Origin of the sequence: Catellatospora sp. NPDC049111, assembly GCF_040648615.1 — a bacterium.
Taxonomy (GTDB): Bacteria; Actinomycetota; Actinomycetes; order Mycobacteriales; family Micromonosporaceae; genus Catellatospora; species Catellatospora aurea.
Map to the genome: position 1 here is coordinate 18,868 of NZ_JBEZEB010000040.1, position 21,553 is coordinate 40,420.

Annotated in this window: 17 protein-coding genes and 1 tRNA gene; 11 read left to right on the plus strand and 7 right to left on the minus strand. The window is 69.2% G+C overall.

Annotated elements, in window-relative coordinates; translation table 11 throughout:
* Positions 1 to 115: 115 nt before the first annotated feature.
* The 7 genes from topA to AB0B66_RS34720 all read left to right on the plus strand — a co-directional run bounded on the left by topA (position 116) and on the right by AB0B66_RS34720 (position 8,951).
* Positions 116 to 2,962, plus strand: coding sequence for a type I DNA topoisomerase (gene topA / locus AB0B66_RS34690; protein WP_360538022.1), 2,847 nt, complete (start codon positions 116 to 118; stop codon positions 2,960 to 2,962).
* A 106-nt stretch (positions 2,963 to 3,068) separates the two neighbouring features.
* Complete coding sequence (locus tag AB0B66_RS34695) at positions 3,069 to 3,698, plus strand: TetR/AcrR family transcriptional regulator (protein ID WP_360538024.1); 630 nt, start codon at positions 3,069 to 3,071, stop codon at positions 3,696 to 3,698.
* A gap of 302 nt (positions 3,699 to 4,000) precedes the next feature.
* The gene (tmk, locus tag AB0B66_RS34700; protein ID WP_360538026.1) at positions 4,001 to 6,088 is read left to right on the plus strand and encodes a dTMP kinase; all 2,088 of its coding nucleotides are present in this window, start codon (positions 4,001 to 4,003) and stop codon (positions 6,086 to 6,088) included.
* Positions 6,089 to 6,264: 176 nt separating this feature from the next.
* Entirely contained in the window at positions 6,265 to 7,464 is a 1,200-nt protein-coding gene (locus AB0B66_RS34705) for a DNA polymerase III subunit delta' (RefSeq protein WP_360538028.1), read from the plus strand.
* A 205-nt stretch (positions 7,465 to 7,669) separates the two neighbouring features.
* Positions 7,670 to 7,999, plus strand: coding sequence for a YbaB/EbfC family nucleoid-associated protein (locus tag AB0B66_RS34710; RefSeq protein ID WP_360538030.1), 330 nt, complete (start codon positions 7,670 to 7,672; stop codon positions 7,997 to 7,999).
* Positions 7,996 to 8,277: a hypothetical protein gene (locus AB0B66_RS34715; RefSeq protein WP_360538032.1), complete on the plus strand. Its 282-nt coding sequence runs from the start codon at positions 7,996 to 7,998 to the stop codon at positions 8,275 to 8,277. The genes AB0B66_RS34710 and AB0B66_RS34715 overlap by 4 nt, the downstream gene beginning before the upstream one ends.
* The gene (locus AB0B66_RS34720) at positions 8,277 to 8,951 is read left to right on the plus strand and encodes a hypothetical protein (RefSeq protein WP_360538034.1); all 675 of its coding nucleotides are present in this window, start codon (positions 8,277 to 8,279) and stop codon (positions 8,949 to 8,951) included. The genes AB0B66_RS34715 and AB0B66_RS34720 overlap by 1 nt, the downstream gene beginning before the upstream one ends.
* Positions 8,952 to 8,959: 8 nt before the next feature.
* On the opposite strand, the gene AB0B66_RS34725 is transcribed toward AB0B66_RS34720, so the two are convergent.
* Positions 8,960 to 10,510: a hypothetical protein gene (locus AB0B66_RS34725; protein ID WP_360538036.1), complete on the minus strand. Its 1,551-nt coding sequence runs from the start codon at positions 10,508 to 10,510 to the stop codon at positions 8,960 to 8,962.
* 223 nt (positions 10,511 to 10,733) lie between these two features.
* Between AB0B66_RS34725 and ricT the strand changes: the two genes are divergently transcribed.
* Positions 10,734 to 11,588, plus strand: a complete 855-nt coding sequence (gene ricT, locus AB0B66_RS34730) for a regulatory iron-sulfur-containing complex subunit RicT (RefSeq protein WP_360538038.1) — start codon at positions 10,734 to 10,736, stop codon at positions 11,586 to 11,588.
* Positions 11,589 to 11,645: 57 nt separating this feature from the next.
* A complete protein-coding gene (locus tag AB0B66_RS34735; RefSeq protein WP_360538040.1) occupies positions 11,646 to 12,029 on the plus strand; it encodes a hypothetical protein in 384 nt (127 codons plus the stop codon).
* 71 nt (positions 12,030 to 12,100) lie between these two features.
* Here AB0B66_RS34735 and AB0B66_RS34740 read toward each other — a convergent pair whose 3' ends face one another.
* Both AB0B66_RS34740 and AB0B66_RS34745 read right to left on the minus strand, forming a co-directional pair.
* On the minus strand, positions 12,101 to 12,913 hold the full coding sequence (locus AB0B66_RS34740) for a CPBP family intramembrane glutamic endopeptidase (protein WP_360538042.1): 813 nt from the start codon (positions 12,911 to 12,913) through the stop codon (positions 12,101 to 12,103).
* Between the two features lie 132 nt (positions 12,914 to 13,045).
* A complete protein-coding gene (locus tag AB0B66_RS34745) occupies positions 13,046 to 14,812 on the minus strand; it encodes a metallophosphoesterase (RefSeq protein ID WP_360538044.1) in 1,767 nt (588 codons plus the stop codon).
* 133 nt (positions 14,813 to 14,945) lie between these two features.
* Here AB0B66_RS34745 and AB0B66_RS34750 point away from each other — a divergent pair, with 133 nt between their 5' ends.
* Together AB0B66_RS34750 and AB0B66_RS34755 are read left to right on the plus strand one after the other, a co-directional pair.
* Positions 14,946 to 15,239, plus strand: a complete 294-nt coding sequence (locus AB0B66_RS34750) for a DUF2218 domain-containing protein (RefSeq protein ID WP_360538046.1) — start codon at positions 14,946 to 14,948, stop codon at positions 15,237 to 15,239.
* 66 nt (positions 15,240 to 15,305) lie between these two features.
* Positions 15,306 to 15,378, plus strand: a tRNA-Thr gene (locus tag AB0B66_RS34755).
* A gap of 72 nt (positions 15,379 to 15,450) precedes the next feature.
* Here the strand turns inward: AB0B66_RS34755 and AB0B66_RS34760 are convergent.
* The 4 genes from AB0B66_RS34760 to AB0B66_RS34775 form a co-directional block, all read right to left on the minus strand.
* On the minus strand, positions 15,451 to 16,200 hold the full coding sequence (locus AB0B66_RS34760; protein WP_360538117.1) for a site-specific integrase: 750 nt from the start codon (positions 16,198 to 16,200) through the stop codon (positions 15,451 to 15,453).
* 3 nt (positions 16,201 to 16,203) lie between these two features.
* Positions 16,204 to 18,363 carry a S8 family peptidase gene (locus AB0B66_RS34765; RefSeq protein ID WP_360538048.1) on the minus strand — a complete coding sequence of 720 codons (2,160 nt, stop codon included), beginning with the start codon at positions 18,361 to 18,363 and terminating at the stop codon, positions 16,204 to 16,206.
* 305 nt (positions 18,364 to 18,668) lie between these two features.
* Positions 18,669 to 19,637 carry an ATP-binding protein gene (locus AB0B66_RS34770; protein ID WP_360538050.1) on the minus strand — a complete coding sequence of 323 codons (969 nt, stop codon included), beginning with the start codon at positions 19,635 to 19,637 and terminating at the stop codon, positions 18,669 to 18,671.
* A gap of 583 nt (positions 19,638 to 20,220) precedes the next feature.
* Positions 20,221 to 21,468 carry a serine hydrolase domain-containing protein gene (locus AB0B66_RS34775; protein ID WP_360538052.1) on the minus strand — a complete coding sequence of 416 codons (1,248 nt, stop codon included), beginning with the start codon at positions 21,466 to 21,468 and terminating at the stop codon, positions 20,221 to 20,223.
* Positions 21,469 to 21,553 lie beyond the last annotated feature (85 nt).

Sequence of the window (21,553 nt, forward strand, 5' to 3'; positions counted from 1 at the left end):
TCGCTCCCGCGACGCCCACCGTGACCGACCGCTGCGTAACCTCAGACCGAGCCACCTCAGACCGGCCGCCACCACCCGGCGGCGCCAGCCACCCGGACCACTGCGGAGAAGAAACGTGCCGACAGCTTCCAGGAACCGTCTAGTCATCGTCGAGTCTCCGGCGAAGGCGAAGACGATCTCGGGGTACCTCGGCCCGGGTTACGTCGTCGAGGCGAGCCTCGGGCACATCCGCGACCTGCCTGCCGGCGCCAAGCAGATGCCGGAGAAGTACAAGAAGGAGCCGTGGGCCTACCTCGGCGTCGACGTCGACAACGGCTTCGCCCCGGTATATATCGTCAACCCGGACCGCGCGAAGCACGTCACGCGCCTCAAGGCCCTGATGAAGGACGCCGACGAAGTCCTGCTGGCCACAGATGAGGACCGCGAGGGCGAGGCCATCGCCTGGCACCTGGTCGAGACGCTGAAGCCCAAGGTGCCGGTCAAGCGCATGGTGTTCCACGAGATCACCAAGCCGGCCATCCAGGCCGCCGTGGCCAACCCGCGCGACATCGACCGCGACCTGGTCGACGCGCAGGAGACCCGGCGCATCCTCGACCGCCTCTACGGCTACGACGTGTCCGCGGTGCTGTGGAAGAAGGTTCAGCGCGGCCTGTCCGCCGGCCGAGTGCAGTCGGTCGCGACCCGCATCGTGGTCGAGCGCGAGAAGCAGCGCATGGCCTTCCGCGCCGCCGACTACTGGGACATCACCGCCACCCTCGCCGTCGAGAAGGCGAGCGAGACCGGCCCGCGCACGTTCACCGCGACCCTGATCGCGCTGGATGGCGACCGCATCGCCACCGGCAAGGACTTCGAGCCGACCACCGGGAAGCTGCGCCCCGGCTCGGGCGTCGTGCAGCTCGACGGCGACGGCGCGCGCGGCCTGGCCGCCCGGCTCGACGACCGGCCGTTCACCGTCACCAAGGTCGAGGAGAAGCCGTACCGGCGCAAGCCGTACGCGCCGTTCATCACCTCGACCCTGCAGCAGGAGGCGGCCCGCAAGCTGCGCTTCTCGTCAGCGGCCACGATGCGCACCGCGCAGCGGCTGTACGAGAACGGCTACATCACCTATATGCGTACCGACTCGGTGAACCTCTCCGAGTCCGCCATCGCCGCCGCCCGCACCCAGATCGCCGAGCTGTACGGCTCCGGCGCGGTGCCGCCGCAGCCCCGCCGCTACTCCGGCAAGGTCAAGAACGCCCAGGAGGCGCACGAGGCGATCCGCCCCGCCGGTGACACCTTCCGTACCCCGGGCGCGGTCCGCAACGAGCTGTCCACCGAGGAGTACCGGCTCTACGAGCTGATCTGGCAGCGCACCATCGCCTCGCAGATGTCCGACGCGGTCGGCATGACGGTGAGCGTGCGCATCCGTGCCACGACGGCGCAGAACGAGGAGGCCGACTTCGCGGCCAGCGGCCGGACCATCACCGACCCCGGCTTCCTGCGGGCGTACGTGGAGTCGTCCGACGACGAGTCCGCCGAGGCCGACGACGCCGAGCGCAAGCTGCCGGTGCTGGTCAAGGACCAGAAGCTGACCGAGGAGGGCCTGGAGGCCGTCGGCCACACCACCCAGCCGCCCGCCCGCTACACCGAGGCCTCGCTGGTCAAGGCACTGGAAGAGCTGGGCATCGGCCGCCCGTCGACGTACTCGTCGATCATGCAGACGATCCAGGACCGCGGTTACGTGATCAAGCGGGGCCAGGCGCTGATCCCGACGTTCGTCGCGTTCGCCGTGATCGGGCTGCTGGAGCAGCACTATCCGCGGCTGGTCGACTACGGCTTCACCGCCGCGATGGAGGACCAGCTCGACCAGATCGCCGGCGGCGACGCCACCGCGCTGGAGTTCCTGACCTCCTTCTACTTCGGCTCGCCGACCGCGGCCGAGGGCAGCGTGGCACAGGCCGGTGGCCTGAAGAAGCTGGTCACCGAGCACCTCGGCGCGATCGACGCGCGCAGCATCAACTCGATCAAGCTGTTCACCGACGACCAGGGCCGTGACGTGGTGGTCCGGGTCGGCAAGTTCGGGCCGTACCTGCAGCGCGGCGCGCACGCCGGCAACGGCAAGGGCCCGGTCGCCGACGACGCCGACCCGGACGCCGAGACCGCGTCCGAGGGCGACCGCGTCTCGATCCCGGACGGCGTCGCGCCCGACGAGCTGACCCCGGAGAAGGTCGACGAGCTGTTCCTCGGCGGCGGCGGCGAGCGCAAGCTCGGCGAGCACCCGCAGACCGGCGAGCCGGTCGTGCTCAAGTCCGGCCGGTACGGCCCGTACGTGTCCAGCGGCGAGACCAACTCGTCCCTGCTCAAGACGCAGGCCCCGGACCAGTTGACGCTGGCCGACGCGCTGCGGCTGCTGTCGCTGCCCCGGCTGGTCGGCAAGGACCCCGAGGGCCAGGACATCTTCGCCAAGAACGGGCGGTACGGCCCGTACATCGAGCGTGAGGGCGACTCCCGGTCCCTGGAGAACGAGGAGCAGCTCTTCACGGTCACTCTGGAGCAGGCGCTGGCGCTGCTGGCCGCCCCGAAGCAGCGGGGCCGCCGCGCGGCGCAGCCCCCGCTGCGGGAGATGGGCGTCGACCCGCTCACCGACAAGCCGCTGGTCATCAAGGACGGCCGGTTCGGGCCGTACGTGACCGACGGGGAGTCCAACGCGTCGCTGCGGCGCGGGCAGACCCCGGAGAGCCTGACGATCGAGCAGGCCAGCGAGATGCTGTCGGAGAAGCGGGCCAAGGGTCCGGCTCCGAAGAAAACTCCGGCGAAGAAGGCGCCCGCGAAGAAGGCGACCGCGGCCAAGGCGACGAAGGCCACAAAGGCTGGAGCTGCGAAGAAGGCCACCACGGCCAAGGCCGCGACCGCCAAGAAGGCCGCCACGGGGGCCGCCAAGAGCGTGCCAAAGAAGGCTGCCGCGAAGAAGACAGCAAGCTGACCGCTTACCGACCCTGCCCAGGGTCGTTGACCCTGGGTAGGGTGTCGATGCGAGCGTGGCGACCGGTTCGGTTCCCGGAACGTACGCCGCGGTGAGGAGCGGATCAGTGTCCACACCAGCTGTCAGTGCCGGGCCGTTGCGCCGGGTGCCGGTACAGGGGCGCAGTGTCGCGCGGGTGCAGCGCATGCTCGACGCGTGCGCTGAGTTGATCGACGAAGTCGGCTACGACGGGCTCAGCACGACGCTGCTCGCCGAGCGGGCCGGCGTCGCGATCGGGTCGGTCTACCAGTTCTTCCCGGACAAGCGGGCCATCGTGCAGGCGCTGACCCTGCGCAACGTCGAGGCATACCTGGAGCGGCTGGCCGAGCGGATCCCCGCCGGCGAGCTCGCGCACTGGTGGGACGGCGTCGACGGGGCCATCGAGGAGTACATCGAGCTGCACCGCAGCGTGCCCGGTTTCCGTACGCTGCACTTCGGCGACGTGGTGGACGTGCACCTGATCGACGCGGAGCGCGACAACAACGCGGTGATCGCCGATCACCTGGCGGACCTGCTCATCCGCTTCCACAACGCGCCGGACTCGCGGGAGCTGCGCTTCGCGCTGACCGTCTCGGTCGAGGCCGCCGACGCGTTGATCAAGCTCGCGTTCCGCCGTCACCCGGACGGCGACGCCGCCGTGCTGGCAGAATCGAAGCGGCTGGTACGCGGCTACCTGCAGACCTTCGCTCTCGCATAAGCAGGCGCCGGGCCGTACCACTCCCTCGTTTTTGTGGCAAGTCTTCAGGGTCGAACCAGGGTCGGCCCTTGCCGGGGCAGGACTAGAGTGAAGCCGCAGGACGCCCGGGCGCTATTGCCATGGCCAAGGCACAGCGAGCACGCTGAGGCCAGGACGGGCAGTGACGCGGGGAGGGTACGGCCATCAGCACGCCATCGCAGGGAGCGGACGCCGCGCCGTTCCTGGCCGCCCAGGCGGACCTGACCGGCGGCGCGGAACTGCGCGCGATCCTGCGCATCCGGCCGTTCCGCCGCCTGTGGCTGGTGCTCAGCGTCGCCTCGCTCGGCGACTGGCTGGGCCTGCTGGCCACGGCCACGTTCGCCTCGGCGCAGGTGTCCGGCAACGCCGCGAAGGGCCTGGCCTTCGGCTCGGTCATCGCGGTGCGCCTGCTGCCCGCGCTGGTGCTCGGCCCGCTGGCCGGCGTGATGGCCGACCGGTGGGACCGGCGCTACACGATGGTCATCTGTGACCTGCTGCGATTCGTGTTGTTCGCCACGATCCCGACCGTCGCGCTCTACTCCACCGACGCCAAGATCACGGTCGGCTGGGCGGCCGCCGCGACGTTCCTCATCGAGGCGATCACGCTGATCTGGATCCCGGCCAAGGACGCCGCGGTCCCGAACCTGATCCCGCGCGCCCGTCTCGAAGCCGCCAACCAGCTCACCCTCATCACGACGTACGGCATCACGCCGGTGCTCGCCGCAGCGGTGCTGGCCGGGCTCAACCAGCTCTACCAGTGGCTGGAGCGCTCCGGCGTGGTCGTCGCGGCCTGGGCCGCCCCGTCCAGCCTCGCCCTGTACTTCCTCGCCTTCTCCCGCCTGGCCAGCGCCCTGGTCGTCTTCTACGGCATCCGGGAGATCTCCGGCCACAACGGCGGCGGCAAGCAGGAGACCAGCATGCTGCGCCAGTTCACCGACGGTTGGCGCTTCATCGGCAAGACGCCGATGGTCCGGGGCCTGGTGCTGGGCATCCTGGGCGCGTTCGCGGCCGGCGGCGTGGTCATCGGCACCGGCCAGTTCTTCGCGCTGTCCCTCGGCGGCGGCGACGCCACCTTCGCCATCCTGTTCGCGGCCATCTTCATCGGGCTGGGGCTGGGCATCGCCCTGGGTCCGCGACTGATCGGCGGTCTGTCCCGGCGGCGCTGGTTCTGCCTGAGCATCATGCTGGCGGGCGCGTCCGTGGCGCTGCTCGCCCTGGTCCCGCACCTGTCGCTGGCCGTCGTCGGCGCGCTGCTGGTCGGCTCCGGCGCGGGCATGGCCTTCCTGTCCGGGACCACGCTGCTCGGCGGCGAGGTCGACGACGAGGTGCGCGGCCGCGTCTTCGCCGTGGTGCAGACCGGCACCCGGGTGGTGCTGATGCTGGCCATCTCGCTGTCCGGCGTGCTGGTCGGCCTGGGCGGCTCGCACGACGTGGGCGGCACCGGCGTCCCGATCTCCTCGACCCGGGTGCTGTTGGCCATCGCCGGGGTGCTGGGCATCCTGGCCGGGTTCTGGGCGCTGCGCCAGATGGACGACAAGCCCGGCGTGCCGCTGCTGGCCGACCTGGTCAGCTCGATGCGCGGCCGCCCGCTCGGCATCGCCGAGCCCTCGGCGAAGGCCGGCGTGTTCATCGTCTTCGAGGGCGGCGAGGGCGCGGGCAAGTCGACCCAGATCGCCCAGCTGGCCCAACACCTGCTGGCCGACGGCCGGTCCGTGGTGGTGACCCGCGAGCCCGGGGCGACCGAGATCGGCGCGCGCATCCGCAAGATGGTCCTCGACACCCACACCAGCGCGTCCGGGCCGGTCGGCGCGAGCGCGCTGGCCCCGCGGGCCGAGGCGCTGCTCTACGCCGCCGACCGCGCCCACCACGTGACGGCCGTGGTGCGCCCCGCGCTGCGCCGCGGCGAGATCGTCATCTCCGACCGGTACGTGGACAGCTCACTGGCATACCAGGGGGCCGGGCGCACCCTGCCGGTCGACGAGATCTCCTGGCTGTCCGCCTGGGCCACCGGCGGCCTCAAGCCCGACCTGGTGGTGCTGCTCGACATCGACCCGCAGACCGGGCTGGCCCGGGTCGGCCGGCGCGGCGAGGCCGACCGCCTGGAGCAGGAGTCGATCGACTTCCACGAGCGGGTTCGGCACGGGTTCCTCGACCTGGCCGCCGCCGATCCGGCCCGCTACCTGGTGCTTGACGGCACCCGGGACGAGCAGGAGCTGGCCGCGGAGATCGCGATCCGGGTCGCGAAGCTGCTGCCGCCGCTGCCCGCCTCCGTCGACGGGGCCGGGGGCGGCACCGCCGGCCGGGTTCCCGCGCCGGGTGAGCCGCCCGTCGCCGACGGGACGCCCGCCGAGTTACGGGCTACTCGGGCTTGAGCCGAGGGCGGCGGATGGACCGTGTCAGCGGGTCCCCGTAAGGTCGGTGGAGTGGCGGGAGCAGGCATGAGCGGGCGCGGCGGCAAGTGGCCGCACCTCGCCCACCCCGTCGCCACGGAGTGCGAGAAGCGGTCCGACCACATGGTCGTGGCCAGGGTGAACGGGCAGGTGGCAGCGTGACGGACGTCTTCGACCAGCTCGTCGGCCAGCCCGAGGCTGTCGCGACGCTGCGGGCCGCCGCCCGTGCCGGGGACGCGGTGCTGCGTGGCGAGGCCGTCGGCGCGGGCGCGATGACCCACGCCTGGCTGTTCACCGGCCCACCCGGTTCCGGCCGCTCGGTCGCCGCCCGCTGCTTCGCCGCCGCGCTCCAGTGCACCGACCAGGCCGCCGGACCCGGCTGCGGCCACTGCGCCGGATGCCACACCACGCTCGGCGGCACCCACCCGGACGTGCGCTTCGTGGTGCCCGACGGGCTGAGCATCCCGGTCGCGCTGATGCGTGAGCTGGTGCTGCGCTCGGCGACCACCCCGGCCAACGGCCGCTGGCAGGTGCTGCTCATCGAGGACGCCGACCGGCTCACCGAGGCCGCCGGCAACGCGCTGCTCAAAGCCGTCGAGGAGCCGCCGGACCGGACGATCTTCCTGCTCTGCGCGCCCTCGGACCACCCCGACGACATCTCCGTCACCATCCGGTCGCGCTGCCGGTTGGTGCCACTGCGCCAGCCGGCCGCCGAAGCCGTGAGCACGCTGCTGGTGGAGCGCGACGGCGTCGACCCGCGCACCGCCGCCTGGGTCGCCGCGGCCGCGCAGGGCCATGTCGGGCGGGCACGCAGGCTCGCCGCGGACAGCCAGGCCCGTGACCGGCGGGCTGCGGTGCTGGCCGTGCCACGCCAGCTGACCGGTGTGGGCGCCTGCTTCGACGCCGCGAGTTCGCTGATCGAGGCCGCCGAGGCGGAGGCCGCCGCCGCGGTCGCCGAGACCGACGCCACCGAGCGGGCCGCGCTGGAGATGGCGCTCGGCGCGGGCGGCACCGGCAAGGGCGCCGCGGGCGCGGCACGCGGCATCGCCGGGCAGCTGAAGGACCTGGAGAAGCGGCAGAAGTCGCGGGCGACCCGGGCCCAGCGCGACGCCCTCGACCGCGCCCTGCTGGACCTCGCCGGCTTCTACCGCGACGTGCTCAACGCCCGCTGGGGCGGCCCGGTCTCACCCGTGCACGCGGACACCGCGGCGCTCGCCGAGGCCGCCGCCCAGCGCTGGACCGCCGAGAGCACCCTGCGCCGCCTCGAATCGGTGCTCGCCTGCCGCACCGCCATCGACGCGAACGTCAAACCCCGCATCGCCGTCGAAGCCATGATGCTCGAACTCTGGCGCGGCTGACCCCCCACCGCCCGTCCCGTGCCGCAACTCTTGACGAGTCGCGGCTTCAGGCTGCGCCGGTGAGCCCGACTTTTTAAGAGTTGCGGCAGGTGGGGGGACGAGTGGGGTGGGTTGTCCACAGGCGTTGTCCACAGGGGTGTCGGGGGTGGGGGATTTACCGGTAGCGTTCTGGCGGAATCGATGCCGTCCATTGAGGAGCCGCCGCATGCCCCGGGAGATCGACGACGCCTGGATCGAGGAGGCGATCGCGTCATACCGGCGGATCGAGGAGCGGCAGGCAAGCCTCGCCCGCGCCCTGGCCGAGCTGGAGGTCACCGTGCACGACCCCGACGACTTGGTCGAGGTCGTCGTGGGCGGGGACGGCGCGGTGCGCAAGGTGGTGGTGACCGGTTCGCTCGACGGGCTGACCGGCCCGCAGCTGTCGCGGGCCATCCAGCAGGCGATCTCAGCCGCTCACGACGCGGCGGCGTGGGCCCGGCGCAAGGTGTACGAGGAGACGTTCGGCGACTTCACGGCGCTCGGAGGTGCCCGGTGACGAACGAGCTGGCAGATCGGATCGGCGGGCTCGCCGCCGAGGTGGCCGGGCTCGTCCCGGCGCTGGACCGCACGGCGCTCGCACCGGCGGCGGTCGACGTGCCGGGCCGCCTGTCGCGCCTGGCCGGCCGGGTCGACGACTGGCAGCGTGCGGCGTGGTCCGGGCACGTGGACACCGCCCGCCGCCTCGACCGGGAGCTCACCGAGCTGGCGCACGGTGTGCGGGCCGCCGGCAGCACCTACCGGATGACCGAGCAGGAACAGGGCGGGCTGGTGTGATGGACGCGCTGCGGCGACTGCAGTCGAACACGGCCGGACTGCTGGCCCAGGTCGACGAGAGCCTCGCCCGCTGGGGTGCGCCCGAGCAGCACCCGGTGTGGCCGCTGCTGCGGCGCACGGGCGCGCTGCCCGGTGACGCCGTGGCAGGCTTGGCGGGCTGGTCGCCGGAGCCGTGGCGGCAGCAGGCGGCGGCCCTGCGGGGTCATGTCGAAGCAGTCGAGGCCGTCGGCGACGACCTGGCCCGGCTGCCGTCCTGGGAGGGCCGGGCCGGTGACGCGTTCGCGGCGGCCCGGCAGCGGATCGGCGGGGACACCGTCTCGTGGGCCGCCAGGCTGCGGGCCGACGCGGCATATCACGAGGAACTGGCCGACGCTTTGACCGCGGGCCGGGCGTCGGTCGCCCGTGAGCTGGCCCGGGTTGCCGGCAGCGCGGAAGCGGTCGCCCTGGTCACGGACGTCGACGCGCTGGCAGTGGGCGGAGAACTCATGTTCGGGCCGGTGCCCACCGTCCGGGCCCAGGCGGCCGCGACGATCGCGGCGGCCCTGCTGGCCGGTGTCGACACGCTGCTGACGGAGCTGGACGAGCTGTCGGCGCGCGGCCCTCTGGTCGTGGAGACGAGAGTGGTGGCGGCGGACATCCCGTCCACCGCCACCACGTTGCGCGTCGAGCTGTAGATACGGCGTCAGCCCAGCAGATCTTCCGGCCCGCCCGAGGTGCGGCGGCGGGTCAGCAGGAGCAGGAACCGGCCCGCCACGAACAGCAGGGTGCCGGTGCCCGCGATCAGGGCGATGCTCGTGCCCGTACGCGGCAGGCTGCAGCCGGGACCGCCGCAGCCGTCGTCGTCGTCATCGGTGCCGGAAGCCGGCGAAGGAGTCGCGCCCCCACCGCCGTTGCCCGGTCCGCTCGTGCTCGGCGAGGCCGACGGCCGTGCCGAGGGCCCGGTGGTCGGCGCGGTCCGGGCGGGGGCGGTCGCGGACGCGTTCAGCAGGCCGACACCCAGGTCGAGCACGGTGGCGGGCTTGCTGTTCGGGCGGCTCAGCGCCAGCACCTGGATGCGGATGCTCGCGGCCTGCGCGGTCGCGCCGCGGTCGCTGACCCGCTTCTCCAGCTCGCCGATCGAGATCTTCACGACGGCGAGTTCGCACAGCCCGGCGAGGTTGCCGCCGCTGCCGCTCAGCAGGCCGCCCAGGTCGGGCAGGCCGCCCAGCTCCGGCAGCGCGGGCAGGCCGGTGCCGCCGCCGCCCGAGCCGCCGAGGCCCTTGAGGGTCTGCGTCAGGCTGCCCAGCGGGAGCCCGTCGAGCAGGCCCCCGAGCGGGTTCGCGTCGAGCAGCGGCAGGCCCTCGGCCTTGGCCCGGCGCTGCACGCTGCCCAGATCCAGCGCGCCGAGCAGCCCGCCCGTGGACGGGGCCGGGACCGCGAACTCGATCTCACGGTGTACGCCGGAGAGGGTCTTGGTGCCGATGCCGGGACCCGTGATCTTCAGGACCGGGGCGTCGTAGTCGACCACCGAGGTGGCCGCGCGGCCGGTGGCCAGCACGGTGAGCTTCGGCGGTTCCAGCACCTCGACGTCGATCGCGCCGCCGAGCAGCTCCAGGTCGGCCAGGCCGATCTCGGCCTGCGCGCCCGACGCGATGGTGCGCTCGTCCATCTTCACGGTCGCGGTGCGCGCCTCGCCGGAGGCGTTGTGCGTGGCCTTCACCAGGGCGCCCCGGGCGCCGGGCAGGATCGCGGCGTCGACCAGGGCGGCGTCCGCCTCGCCCGCGGGACCCTCGGTCTTGCCGCAGGCCATGCCCTCGGCCCAGCGCGCGTGCGCGGTGAGGTCGCCGGTGCCGGCCTTGACCAGCCCGAGGTCCACCGACAGCGCCCGGTTCTTCACCCCGGTCGGGTTCGTCGGCGGGGCCTGCTGGTACACCCGCCCGTCCAGCGGCCCGGTGGGCAGCTGCAGGCCGAGCAGCTTCGCGTCGGCGTAGCGGGCCGCGGCGGAGCTGGTGACCCGGCTGGTGGCGGACATGCCGGCGTTGGCGGAGGCGATCGTCAGATCGGCCACCGTGGGCAGCTTGAGGCCGAGCGGGCCGAGGTTCAGCACGCCCACCTTCAACAGGTCGGCACCGGCGCGCGCGGCGTACCCGGTGGGCCGGTCGCACACCCCCGCGGCGGCGGGCGTGGACAGGATCGTCAGCGAGCTGAGCGAGACAAGGGCGACCGTGCTGGCTGCGGCGAGATGGCGGCGCATGCTTCCTCCGGGGCGGACGGGTGCGCGGGGGTGCGCACCTACGTCGTGGCCCAACGAAGGCTTTTGGGCAGGGTTACGGGGGAATCCGAAGACCTATCCACATGAGCTAACGACGAATCAACCGAAAAGGTGCGCAACTAGAACTGTTTCTCCAGCGGTCTTCCGCCGATTCCGGAGCGTCGCGGATCTCCGCAGATGCCCGGAACCGGGCTATCGTGTCCCGATGGGCATGCTCTGCGCGGTCACCTTCAACCGGTACGGGAAGCTGTACTACCTCGACCCCGGTGAGTTCCGGCCGCGGGTCGGCGACAAGGTGCTGGTCGCCACCGACGACGGTCCCGAAGTCGCCGACTGTGTCTGGGCGGCCGAGTGGAGCGAGGAGGACACCACGGGCTTCCCGAAGGTCATCGGCATCGCCGGGCCCGACGACGTGAGCCGTGACGAGCTGATCCGCCAGCGCAAGGCCGAGGCCCGCGTCGCCGCGAACCGGCTCATCCGCGAGCACCAGCTGCCCATGAAGGTCATCGCCGTGGACCACGTGCCCGGTGGCCCGGCCGACGGCGACGACCCCGGCCCCAGCCCGCGCACCACCGTGTACTTCACCGCCCCGCACCGCGTCGACTTCCGCTCGCTGGTCCGCGACCTCGGCGCGACCCTGCGCTGCCGGGTGGAGCTGCGCCAGCTGTCGGCCCGCGACTCGGCGAAGGTGCAGGGCGGCATCGGCTCGTGCGGCCGCGACCTGTGCTGCTCGACGTTCCTGACCGAGTTCGAGCCGGTCAGCATCCGCATGGCCAAGGAGCAGGACCTGCCGCTCAACCCGATGCGCATCTCGGGGGCGTGCGGGCGACTCATGTGTTGTCTTAAATACGAACATCCCATGTACCAGGACTTTCACGGCAACGCCCCGGCCATCGGCGAGCAGGTGAGCACGCCCGAAGGCGAGGGCCGTGTGGTCGGGCACTCGGTGCCGCGCGACGCGGTCGTCATCCGCCTGGCTGCGGACGGCTCCCGCACCGTCTGCCCCAAGGCGTCGGTGTGCGGGAGCCGCAAGGCGTACGAGGACCGATACGCCGTCTGAGCCCGGTGCTCGGAGATCGCACGTGAGACCGGCTCCGGCCTGCTCTCTCGAAAGCTGATGAACGTGCAAGCCGAGATGCTGGGGGCCATGATGACCGGTGGGGAGATCTTCCGCGAGGCGTGGATCGCCGGGGTGCGCAAGCACTTCCCCGGCGAGCCCAAGCCGTCCTACATCACGCCGTGGGAGGACACCCCGGCTTGGGAGCGGGCCAGCGCCGGTGCCGTCTACGAGCAGGTGGCGCTCCTGATCCGCCAGGGCGGCACCGACAAGCTCTCACGCGAGCAGAAGGGCCGTTTCGTGGCCCTGTGCTGGATCGCCCAGATCTACCGGCACATCCCGGACCCCAAGCCCGCATACGTCGCCGACTGGGAGCAGCTGCCCGAGTGGCAGCAGGAGACCGACGCCGACATCTTCGAGCACGTTGCGTCCTCCCTGAACTGAACAGGCCATACGCACGGCTCCCGCACCACCTGCCCGAAGGCGTGCGGGGTGCGGGAGCCGTAGTGCGGGGGTCAGGGCGTGACGCCCAGGATGATCGCGATGGTGCCGATGGTGGCCATGAGCAGGCAGGTGCCGGGGTGCATGCCGATGGAGATCCGGATGTCGTGCTTGCGCCAGACGAGCCAGACCGCTGGGAACAGGAAGACGATCTTCGACAGGACCGTCCACGGTGCCCAGAAGTGGTAGACCGAGAACAGGACCGTGTTGAGCACGGGTGCACCCCAGCGCAGGTGGGCGATGCGGGGCAGCAGGAAGCCGCGGAAGTAGTACTCCTCGATCAGCGGCAGCGTGAAGCCGGTCAGCGGCAGGCAGACAAGCATCGTGACGACCAGCTGCGCGTGGGAGTACCCGTCGATGTAGGTGGTGGCGCTGCCGCCCGCGCCTTCGAACGGGATCCAGGTGAAGAAGTTGTCGAAGACGAAGTTGTCCAGCGGCACGAGCGAGAGCGACACCACCGTCATCCACACGATGAGCCCGGCGATGAGAGCGATGATCTTCCCGCGTGAGATGGGTTTGTCGCGGTAATGCGCCACGGTGCGCAGCGTGTAGCGGCCGGTGCGTTTGCGGCCCAGCCACAATAGGCCGAACATCAGCGGTCCCAGCACGATCACCAGGGCTATCGCCCAGGCCAGGAAGATCGGGTATTTGATCGCCTTGACGAACGGCTCGGCGAGGAACAGGTAGGCGGCGACGACCAGAGCACCTGGCACCAGGTGCAGTGCGGTCGACAGCGCGAGCGAGTGGCGGTCGGCGAGCAGCAGGTCGACCAGACGGTTCGAACGGGTGGCGGTTGGGGCGGCGGGGCGGGTCAGCGTGTTCTCCATGCCGCAAAGGTTCGCGCCGCCTCCTGCCATGGGCCTGTTGCGGCCCTGACACGGCGTGCAGGGGCCTGACAGCCGAACGGCTCCCGCACCGTCTGCCCGAAGGCGTCGGTGCGGGAGCCGTGAGCGGGGTCGCTACGCCGCGTTGCTCGGGTCCTCGGCGTCGGAGGGCAGTACGGCCGGCGGGGCGGCGTGCTGCTTGGCCGGGCCGAGCGTGATGACCTCGTCGACCAGGCGCGGCTTGAGCGGCGTGGCGGGGCGGAACCAGGAGCCTGTCGGCTGCGGCTTCCACTTCTTCGAGATCTTGTCGATGCCGACCACGTAGATGCTCAGCGAGCCGTCGGGGGCGAAGCGCATGCGCAGGAAGCTCTTGAAGTCCTCGATGCCCTGGCCCGCGTACAACTCGTTGACGTTGACCTTGAACGAGGCCGCGATCAGCAGGTATAGCGACACCAGCAGCGCCGCCGCGACGCCGGCCGGGGTCAGGTAGATCACCACCGCCAGGGCCGCCTCCACCGCGGGCTTGTAACCGTCGAACGGCAGCAGCCGCCACAGGAACAGGCCCAGCACGCCCAGCGCGATGTGCGCACAGCCGTGCAAGGCGCCCAGCACCACCGGGGTTATCTTCGCCGCGGCCTCGGTCAGGCCGACCGAGAAGAACACGCACGAGAACATCACCAGCGCCGTCATCATGAAGATCGGCACGGTGAGGATGCGGCCCGCCGCGTTGTTCAGCGCCAGCATCAGCATCGTGTGCATGATGCCGAGCATGGTGGCGAAGCCCGGGTTGCGCCACGGCAGCCGGGCGAACACCCCGCTGCCCAGCCAGCGCGAACGCAGCTTCGTCGGGTACGTCTTCTGCAACTTGTACGGCAGGCCGGTGCTCTGCCGGCGTACCTGCGAGTGCTTGGGCGGCACCGTGATCGCCTCGGGGAGGTGGTTGGTGGCCGCCATGTAGGCCCCGCCGCCGCCGCAGGTGATGAGCTGCTGGCCGCTGTCGGTCTGCGCGTACCGCGCGTAGTGGTGCAGGTCGCCGCTGACCATCAGCGCGACGCTCGCGCCGGTCGGGTCGATCACCGTACGCAGGAAGTAGTCGATGGTGTCGTAGTAGAGCGGGTGCTCCTCGGACTGCACCCAGGCCGGCTGCGGGGTGACCAGGATGATCCGGTCGCCTTCCTCGATGTTGGCGGCGACGCCGCGGAAGTACTCCAGTTGCGGGTCGTCCATGTAGGCCGCGCCCTGCGCGTCCAGTGCCAGCAGCCACCAGCGGTGCGGCAGCTGCAGCGCGAAGTACGAGCGGGTCTGCTTGGTGCGCCAGCCGCCGATGCGGGAACCCTCGCGCCGGGCGAACAGGCGCAGGAACGCGGTGAGGCCGTCGTACCAGTCATGGTTGCCCGGCAGGGCGAACAGCGTCGGCCCGTTCTCGGCGGGCACCTGCGGCAGCGCCGCGCGGAACGGTCCTTCGAAGCGGTCCTCGTACGCCTTGCCGCTGGCCGTCGGGTAGACGGAGTCGCCGCCGAGCACCAGCACCCGGCCGCGGGGCAGCCGCTCGCCGCTCGCCTCGATCTCTTCCTGAGCCATGAGATAGGCGACCGAGTAGGTGGCGTTGAACCCGTCGCCGAGGTCGGCGACGTAGTCCATCCACAGCTCGTCGTCGTTCACGTGCTCGTCGTGGACCTTGGTGGGGAAGGCGTTCTGCAGCTCGCGTTTGTCCAGATAGGCGCCGAACTGTGCGGCGAACGCGACGCGTACGCCCGTGGCGGCGAGCTGCAGTGGGCTCAGCCAGGCCACCGGAGGTTGGGGGGTGAACCCGAGCTCGGCCGGTTCGAGTTTGCTCGGACGGTGCGTCCGGCCCGACACCGGCGTCGGGTCTGAGGGACTGCGCGGAGGGATCACGGTCACAGCAGCGCAGCCTAGTCCGCAGTGGAACGGGTCGCAGCGGCCCGATCGGGCAATCCGCACCGGCTGCCGCCAACCGGACACCCGCCGTGGCCGTCGAGTGGGCGACCAGCAAGAGTTAGGTTAACCTAAGTCCATGATGATCGTTGAGGGGAACGCCCCCACCACGCGCGCTCCGCGCTACCTCAAGCAGGTGCTGACCCACTTCAGCCACAAGATCGAGGTGGAGCTGGCCGAGGACCACGGCACCGCCCGCTTCGAGGCCGGCCGGGCCGAGCTGACCGCCACCGCCGAGGCCCTCGTGGTCCGGATCGAGGCCGAGGACGCCGAGCGGGCCGCCACCGTGCAGCGGGTGATCGTGAGCCACGCCGAGCGCTTCGGTGAGAAGGACGGGCTCAAGTTCGGGCAGTTCACGCCCGTCGCCGCGTGAAGATGTGACCCGCCGCCCTACCCGTTGGCCGTAGGCCCGACTGATCGCGTATAGTGATGCGACGTTGCCGCCTTAGCTCAGTCGGTAGAGCGTGTTACTCGTAATAACAAGGTCAACGGTTCGATTCCGTTAGGCGGCTCTGGCAACGAAACCGCCCCCCACCTGCGTGGGGGGCGGTTTTTGTTACTCGGTTGAGCGCGGCGGACCGTGTTTACGATCTTGTGGTCTCAGTTTCGGTCTCAGTTGACCCCTCGCCGAGGTCGTCCGGTGCGCTCTCCCCGGTCGCCCAGAGCAGCCCGCCGACTTGGTCGGCGATGCCTCGGAGAAGCTCCACCGGCACGTGCTGATAGCGGGTGGCGATGCTCGCCTGAGACCAGCCCATCACGTCCATCACCGCACGCGTGGGGACGTTCAGCACCAGGAGCATCGTCGCTGCGGTGTGGCGGGCATCATGCAGCCGGGCGGGACGGACCTTCGCTGCCTTGAGCAGCTCGCGCCAATCCTTGTAGTCCGCACGGGGATCAGTCGGCTTGCCAGTGGCCTGAGCGAACATCCAGTCACCCTCCTGCCAGAGGTCACAGGCTGCCTGCCGCTCCTTCTCCTGCGCAGCCCGGTGCTCCAGCAAGACGGACAGAAGCGGGCTGAGCAGGCCCATCGTTCGGCGGCCCTTGCGCGACTTCGTGTCAGTGACGACCAGGCCGCCACCGAACCGGCGTGGGCAGTCCGTTCCGCGCGTCTTGCCGCAGGTGCCCTGGCAACCGTGCCGCCAGACCTGCCGCTGGATGGCCCGCCGCACCGTCAGCGTGCCGGCGGACGGGTCGAGGTCTCCCCACTGGAGACCGAGCGCCTCGCCCTGGCGCTGGCCCAGCGCCAAGGCGAGCGCGATAGCTGGGACACTTGGAGCAGCCGCATGTCCTGACGACGTCCGGTGATGTTCTAACGACCGACAACGGTAGATCAGCTGCTACACATCGACGGTAACCTCCTGGCGGACGCTAACAAGCGACTGCGTGACGAGGGAGTGCACGTCCAAGTCGATGTCGCCGAGGTCGATGCTCACGACGGCCGAGTACGGCAGCTCGCGGCCATGGTTAGTGGTCGCGTCCTCCCACCAGCCAGACACGGGATAGACCGCCAGCAAGCGACTGCCCGCCAGGGAAGTAGCCGACACCGTTGCGCGATCGTGCTGCAGGGTTCCACGAGATCGCGCGTCAGTGCCAACGTCCCATGAATATGTGCCCTCGCCGGGGGCTACGCCTTCGTTCCGTACGAGCCTGTTGATTCGGGATCTAAATCCCATGTCGCTCTCGGCTGGCCCTTGAAAGTCCCACCGAAGGCGGCCGCCTGCGTACGCCCGACGTGTCAGGGTTTCGGTAGGTTCTATGAAATAAGAAAGCGTGATTCGAAGGATCACATCGGCACCGCCGAGCGCGTCGAGCACGTCGAAGGGGAGCGGCACCTCGATGAAGTCGGCCTTGCGCACCCGTTCGCCTCGCACTCTTGCCGGGCTCGGCACGAGGCTACCTTCGTAGACCATTACCGGCCGGTTCGAAGCGCTATGAGTGGATCTTGTCATATCTGGAACACCGTAACCGAAGGCGCGCAACAGATCACGCGTTTGAAACTGCTGACGAGCAGCTTCCGGCCACACAGTGTGGTGGGCTAACAGCGCTCGCCATGTTGCAGGCGCGAGGGCCGGTTGTGCCCGCGCGATGCGGGCCAGCGCGTTAGATGCGGCAGCCGCTGCGGGACTTGTTGCCCACGTGCGTTTTAGCGCCAAGCCGCCCGGCCGCGATTTTGCGGTCGTGAGGATGGAGAGCCCTTGAGCGCCAGGCAGGTCGAGGCCCGAGCCGTCTGGCGCTGTGTTCCCCGCCTCCATGACGATGTCCGGCTTGATCGGGAAGTTTCCTCCCTGGCGCGTCCGACTGAACGGGCTCAAGCCGCCGGCAGGTGCCAACGGTGAAGGATAACCCTCAAGCTTGTCTCGCCTGGTGAGCTCAGCGAGGTCCGTGTAGCCGCCAACGGTGATGGCGTTCCACGCCTGCGCCGGTTGATGGTGATGTGGGGGGCCTAAATTTACGTATGGATAGTCATCACGATGAACCAGCGCCTCTGCATTGCCAGCTGCAACCACGAGGAGCCGTCCGTGCCCGTAATTCCATGCCAGCGTATCCACCGCGACGGACCATGCTGTTCGATCCACGCGAAGCCCCTCGTTGTCGTTGTCGGCACCGAGGCTCAAGTTATGGACTGTCGGGCGCCCTTCTGCTAGCTGTTCGGCAAGTTCCACCGATTCCTTGGTGCGCTCAGCCCACATCGGTCCGCGGTCTGGGTCGCCGCCTGCATCTGCCTCGGACTCCTTAAGTCGGATCGACACCAGCCAGCAGTCCGCCACGATTGAACCCGCTGCGACACCGGTCGCGAGGGCAGAAAAAGCGGCCACGCCAGCCATTTCCGTGCCATGCCCGTGACGATCGAGGCCATCGGCGATTGCGGGCACCACGCTATCGGCACCCAGAAGTACAGGCTTGATGTAGGGATGATCGGTGTCCACGCCAGTGTCATGGATGGCGACGACTGCAGCAGCTTCATGGTCGGGTGGATTGACGGCGGCAAGGGGGTCGTCACCGTCTGCGGCCTCGGCGAGTTCAATGTCACGCACGAATGCTGCGCGATTTACTTCGACTACGTCCGGCACGAGCGCTGGAAGAGCTTTCAGCGTTTCGCCCGTGGCCTTTACCAGGTAAATGTCACGCTCGCGACCTCGATAGACCGGTACCGCACGCTCGCTTCCGGACGTCAATGAGGCGAATGCTTTAATGGCAGCGTCGCGTCCCTCCTGTTCGTCAGCGTCGCCTGTTGTGGTCCAAAGTTCGACCCAGAGAGTCTCCGAATCTGGCAATGAGTTATCCAGTCGACCGAGGCTTAGATCTTCAAGCGTGGCAGCCTCGATGATCTCTAGTCGATCTACAAGCGCCTTGAACCTCGGGTTGCCTGCGGCCGTGTTTTCTGTCGCGTAGGAAGTGACCTTCTGGCGCAGCTGCGCCAAATCCTCCTGAACGCGGACAACTGCACGGTTCGGGCTGAGGTTGACGACTTCGGTTCCAGACTGGGAGTGGTTCAACTGCTTGGCAACGTCGGGAGCGTCAATGTCTGGACCTGTAGCGGCGACCAAAAACCCAGGACGATCTGCCAGCGCTGGCTCGCTTCGTCCAGAGATAACACGCTCTGCCGCCGTGATCTGACTCAGAAGCGCTGCAGAGTGAGTAGCCCGGTCCCGCGAAGGGGCTGGAGCTGTTTGCCCCCGCTGCATCGGAGAAAAGGGCTCGGCACTGGGATCTTGCAAACGGAGGAGGGGGAGACCTTCCGCGATCATTCGTTGACCTAACAGACGCCGTTGACTTTCACGAGCCGGCAACGAGCTCAGCCTCAGCTTAGGCGATGACGTCTCCGCCTCAAAGCAACCTCCAGCTCCTTCGGGCTGGGCTCATCTCGGTCCTCAAGAACGCACTGTTTGAGCGCGTCTTCAACTGCGGCGCGAATGTCGGCGAAACTGAGCCCCACTGCGGCTTCCACAAGTGCCGAACTTGGCTTCGTCCGCCACCTCCGTAGGAGCCGCCGCAGTAGCTCGTGCGCCTGGTCCTTGCTCGGCCCCGGGAACTCCACAACATCGTCGAACCGACGAAACAGTGCCTCGTCGAGCGCTGAACCCACGTTAGTTGCAGCAACCAAGATGCTGTCGCTGTGGTCCGCGTCAAGTAGCTGCAGGAATGTGCTCACGACCCGCTTGACTTCACCTACGTCGTTGTCGTCCAGTCGGGTCCGGCCCAAGGCGTCAAATTCATCGAACAAGTACACACCGCGAACGCGGCCAGCTTCCTCAAAGACGTCAGAGAGAGTTGAGGCGGTCTCGCCAAGGTATCGGCTAAAGATCAGCTCAAGGCGCACTCTAATGATCGGCAATCGAACTTCGCCAGCCAGGGCGTGTGCAGCCATAGTCTTACCGCATCCGGGCGGCCCGTGCAGCAGGAGCCGCCTACGCGGCTTGAGCCCGTGTTGGGCCAACCTCTCGGCAGCTCGTTGCTCGATGACATATCGCTGCAGGATGTCCCTGGTATCTTGGCTGACTACTAGATCCTCCAGCGTGACGTCACTGTAAGCGACCGATAGATACTGCTCCAGGCTTCGTGGAGCGCGGGCGAGAGGCGTAGGGCGCTGACGGTCATCGGTTGGCTGGGTTTCGCTTTCCGTGCGCAGCTCGCGCAGTCGTTGTGCAAGACGCACATGCCCAGCGCGAGACTCTGAAGCGATTACCTGGTTCAGCAGATTGCTGAACCGGCGATCATCGCCGGAGTAGTGCGCACGAACCAGCTCCGCCAGCAGCTCTGCGTTGGCCATGGTTCCTCCCCTCTGCTCCGGCACCGGCCCTTGCTTCCATCCGCTTGTAGCAGCCTAAGGCACTAAATCGGACATTATGGTCAGGTTGCCATGCTCGCGTCTAGTCCAGAAGCCTGCATGATCGACGGAAATCAATCTGACCTGGACCTCCGTTCAGGTGAGAGTGCTTCTTGTTCTCTTGTCACCGTAGGGCTTTGGCCTGACATTTTGCCGTACCGGGTGGGCAATTCTGGGCCAAGTGCTCTGTCAAGTTTCTGAGACGATCGTCGATTGCCGATCTAGTTGATCACTAAAGGAAGGCGGCACTTTCGGTCTCAGCTCTGGTCTCATTCCCCCGCGTTCGTGGTTGTACGCCACAGTTCCCCTGATCGATTAGCCTACGAACCGACAGGTACTGATGAGCGCTGGACGATCATGCGCGAGCCTCGTAATAACAAGGTCGACGGTTCGATTCCGTCAGGCGGCTCGGTGACGAAAGCCCCAGGTCAGATGTGCTGGCCTGGGGCTTTCTGCTGTCGACGACCACCAGATCGGGCCATGAAGAAGGCGTCTCGGGCAGGTTGGGGCCTCAGCCTTGCCGTCTTCAGCGGCTGGGTGACGGGGAGGCGGCGGCAGCCGGGATGCCGTACAGCGCCTGCATGATGGCCATGGCCATCTGGTTGGCCGGCTGCTTGCCGTCCGCCCCCGCGAACAGCGAGGTCAGGACGATGACGGTGTCCTTGCGTACGGGGTCGTGCGCCATGAAGGAGTTGTAGCCGGGGATCTGGCCGTCGTGGCCGTACAGCGGACCGAAGCGGACGATCGCCAGCCCGTAGCCGACCTCGATCGGGCCCGGCGCGCCGATGGGCAGGATGCTGTCCATCCGCGTCTGCTGCGTCTTCGCGTCGAGCAGTCCGCCGCCGACCATGGCGGTGACGTACTTGGTCAGGTCGGCGGCCGTGGAGATCGCGCCGCCCGCCGCCCAGGCCCACGACGGGTTGCTGACCGTGACGTCCTTCGGCAGCAGGGTGCCGTTCGCGGCGGCGGCCTGCTCGGCGGCGGGCAGCGCCGGGTCGGTGAGCGTGCTGACGTTCGTGCCGAACATGTAGCCCTGCGGGTGGGGAGCGGGCAGGCCGTTGTCGTTGTCCGGGGGCAGTGACGTCTGGCCGAGGCTGAGCGGGCCGAAGAGGCGCTGCTGGAACTCCTCCTGGAGGGTGTGGCCGGTGAGCTGCTCGATGATGAGCCCGGCCAGGATCAGGTTGGTGTTCGAGTAGTGGAACGCGGTGCCCGGGGCGAAGTACGGCGGCTTGGCGAAGGCGATGGCGAGCAGTTCCTCCGGCTTCCACACCCGGGTCGGATCGTTGTCGAGCTGGGCGTTGAACTGCTCGTCCTCGGAGTAGTTGTAGAGCCCGCTGCGCATGTCCAGCAGCTGGGTGATCGTGATGTTGTCGCCGTTGGGGACCTCCGGCCGGTACTTCGACACCGGGTCGGCGAGGGCGATCTTGCCTTCCTGGACCAGTTGCAGGAGCACCGTGCCGGTCATGGTCTTGGTGTTCGAGCCGATCCGGAAGTGGTCGTCCACGGTCACGGGGCCGCCGCCCTCGACGGTGCGGGTGCCGTACGCCTTGGTCCAGTCGCCCTTCTCCGGAGATGTGATCATGACGACCGCGCCGGGGACGCGCATGTCCTTCATGATGGCCTGAAGCCGGGCGTCGAGCGCCGTCGCGTAGGCGGGGGCGGCCGGGGCGGGTGACCGCCAGGTCGCGGGTCGCTCGACGACGTTGCCGCAGCCCGCGACGGTCGCGGCCGCGACCAGCGACAGGCCCATTCCGATGACGCCTGACCGTCGCATCCCAGGTACCCCCGCGCCTGTCTGGTTCACGCCGAATGCCCCTTACCTACCCATCGAGTACACCAGATGACAGTTCGGTACGTGA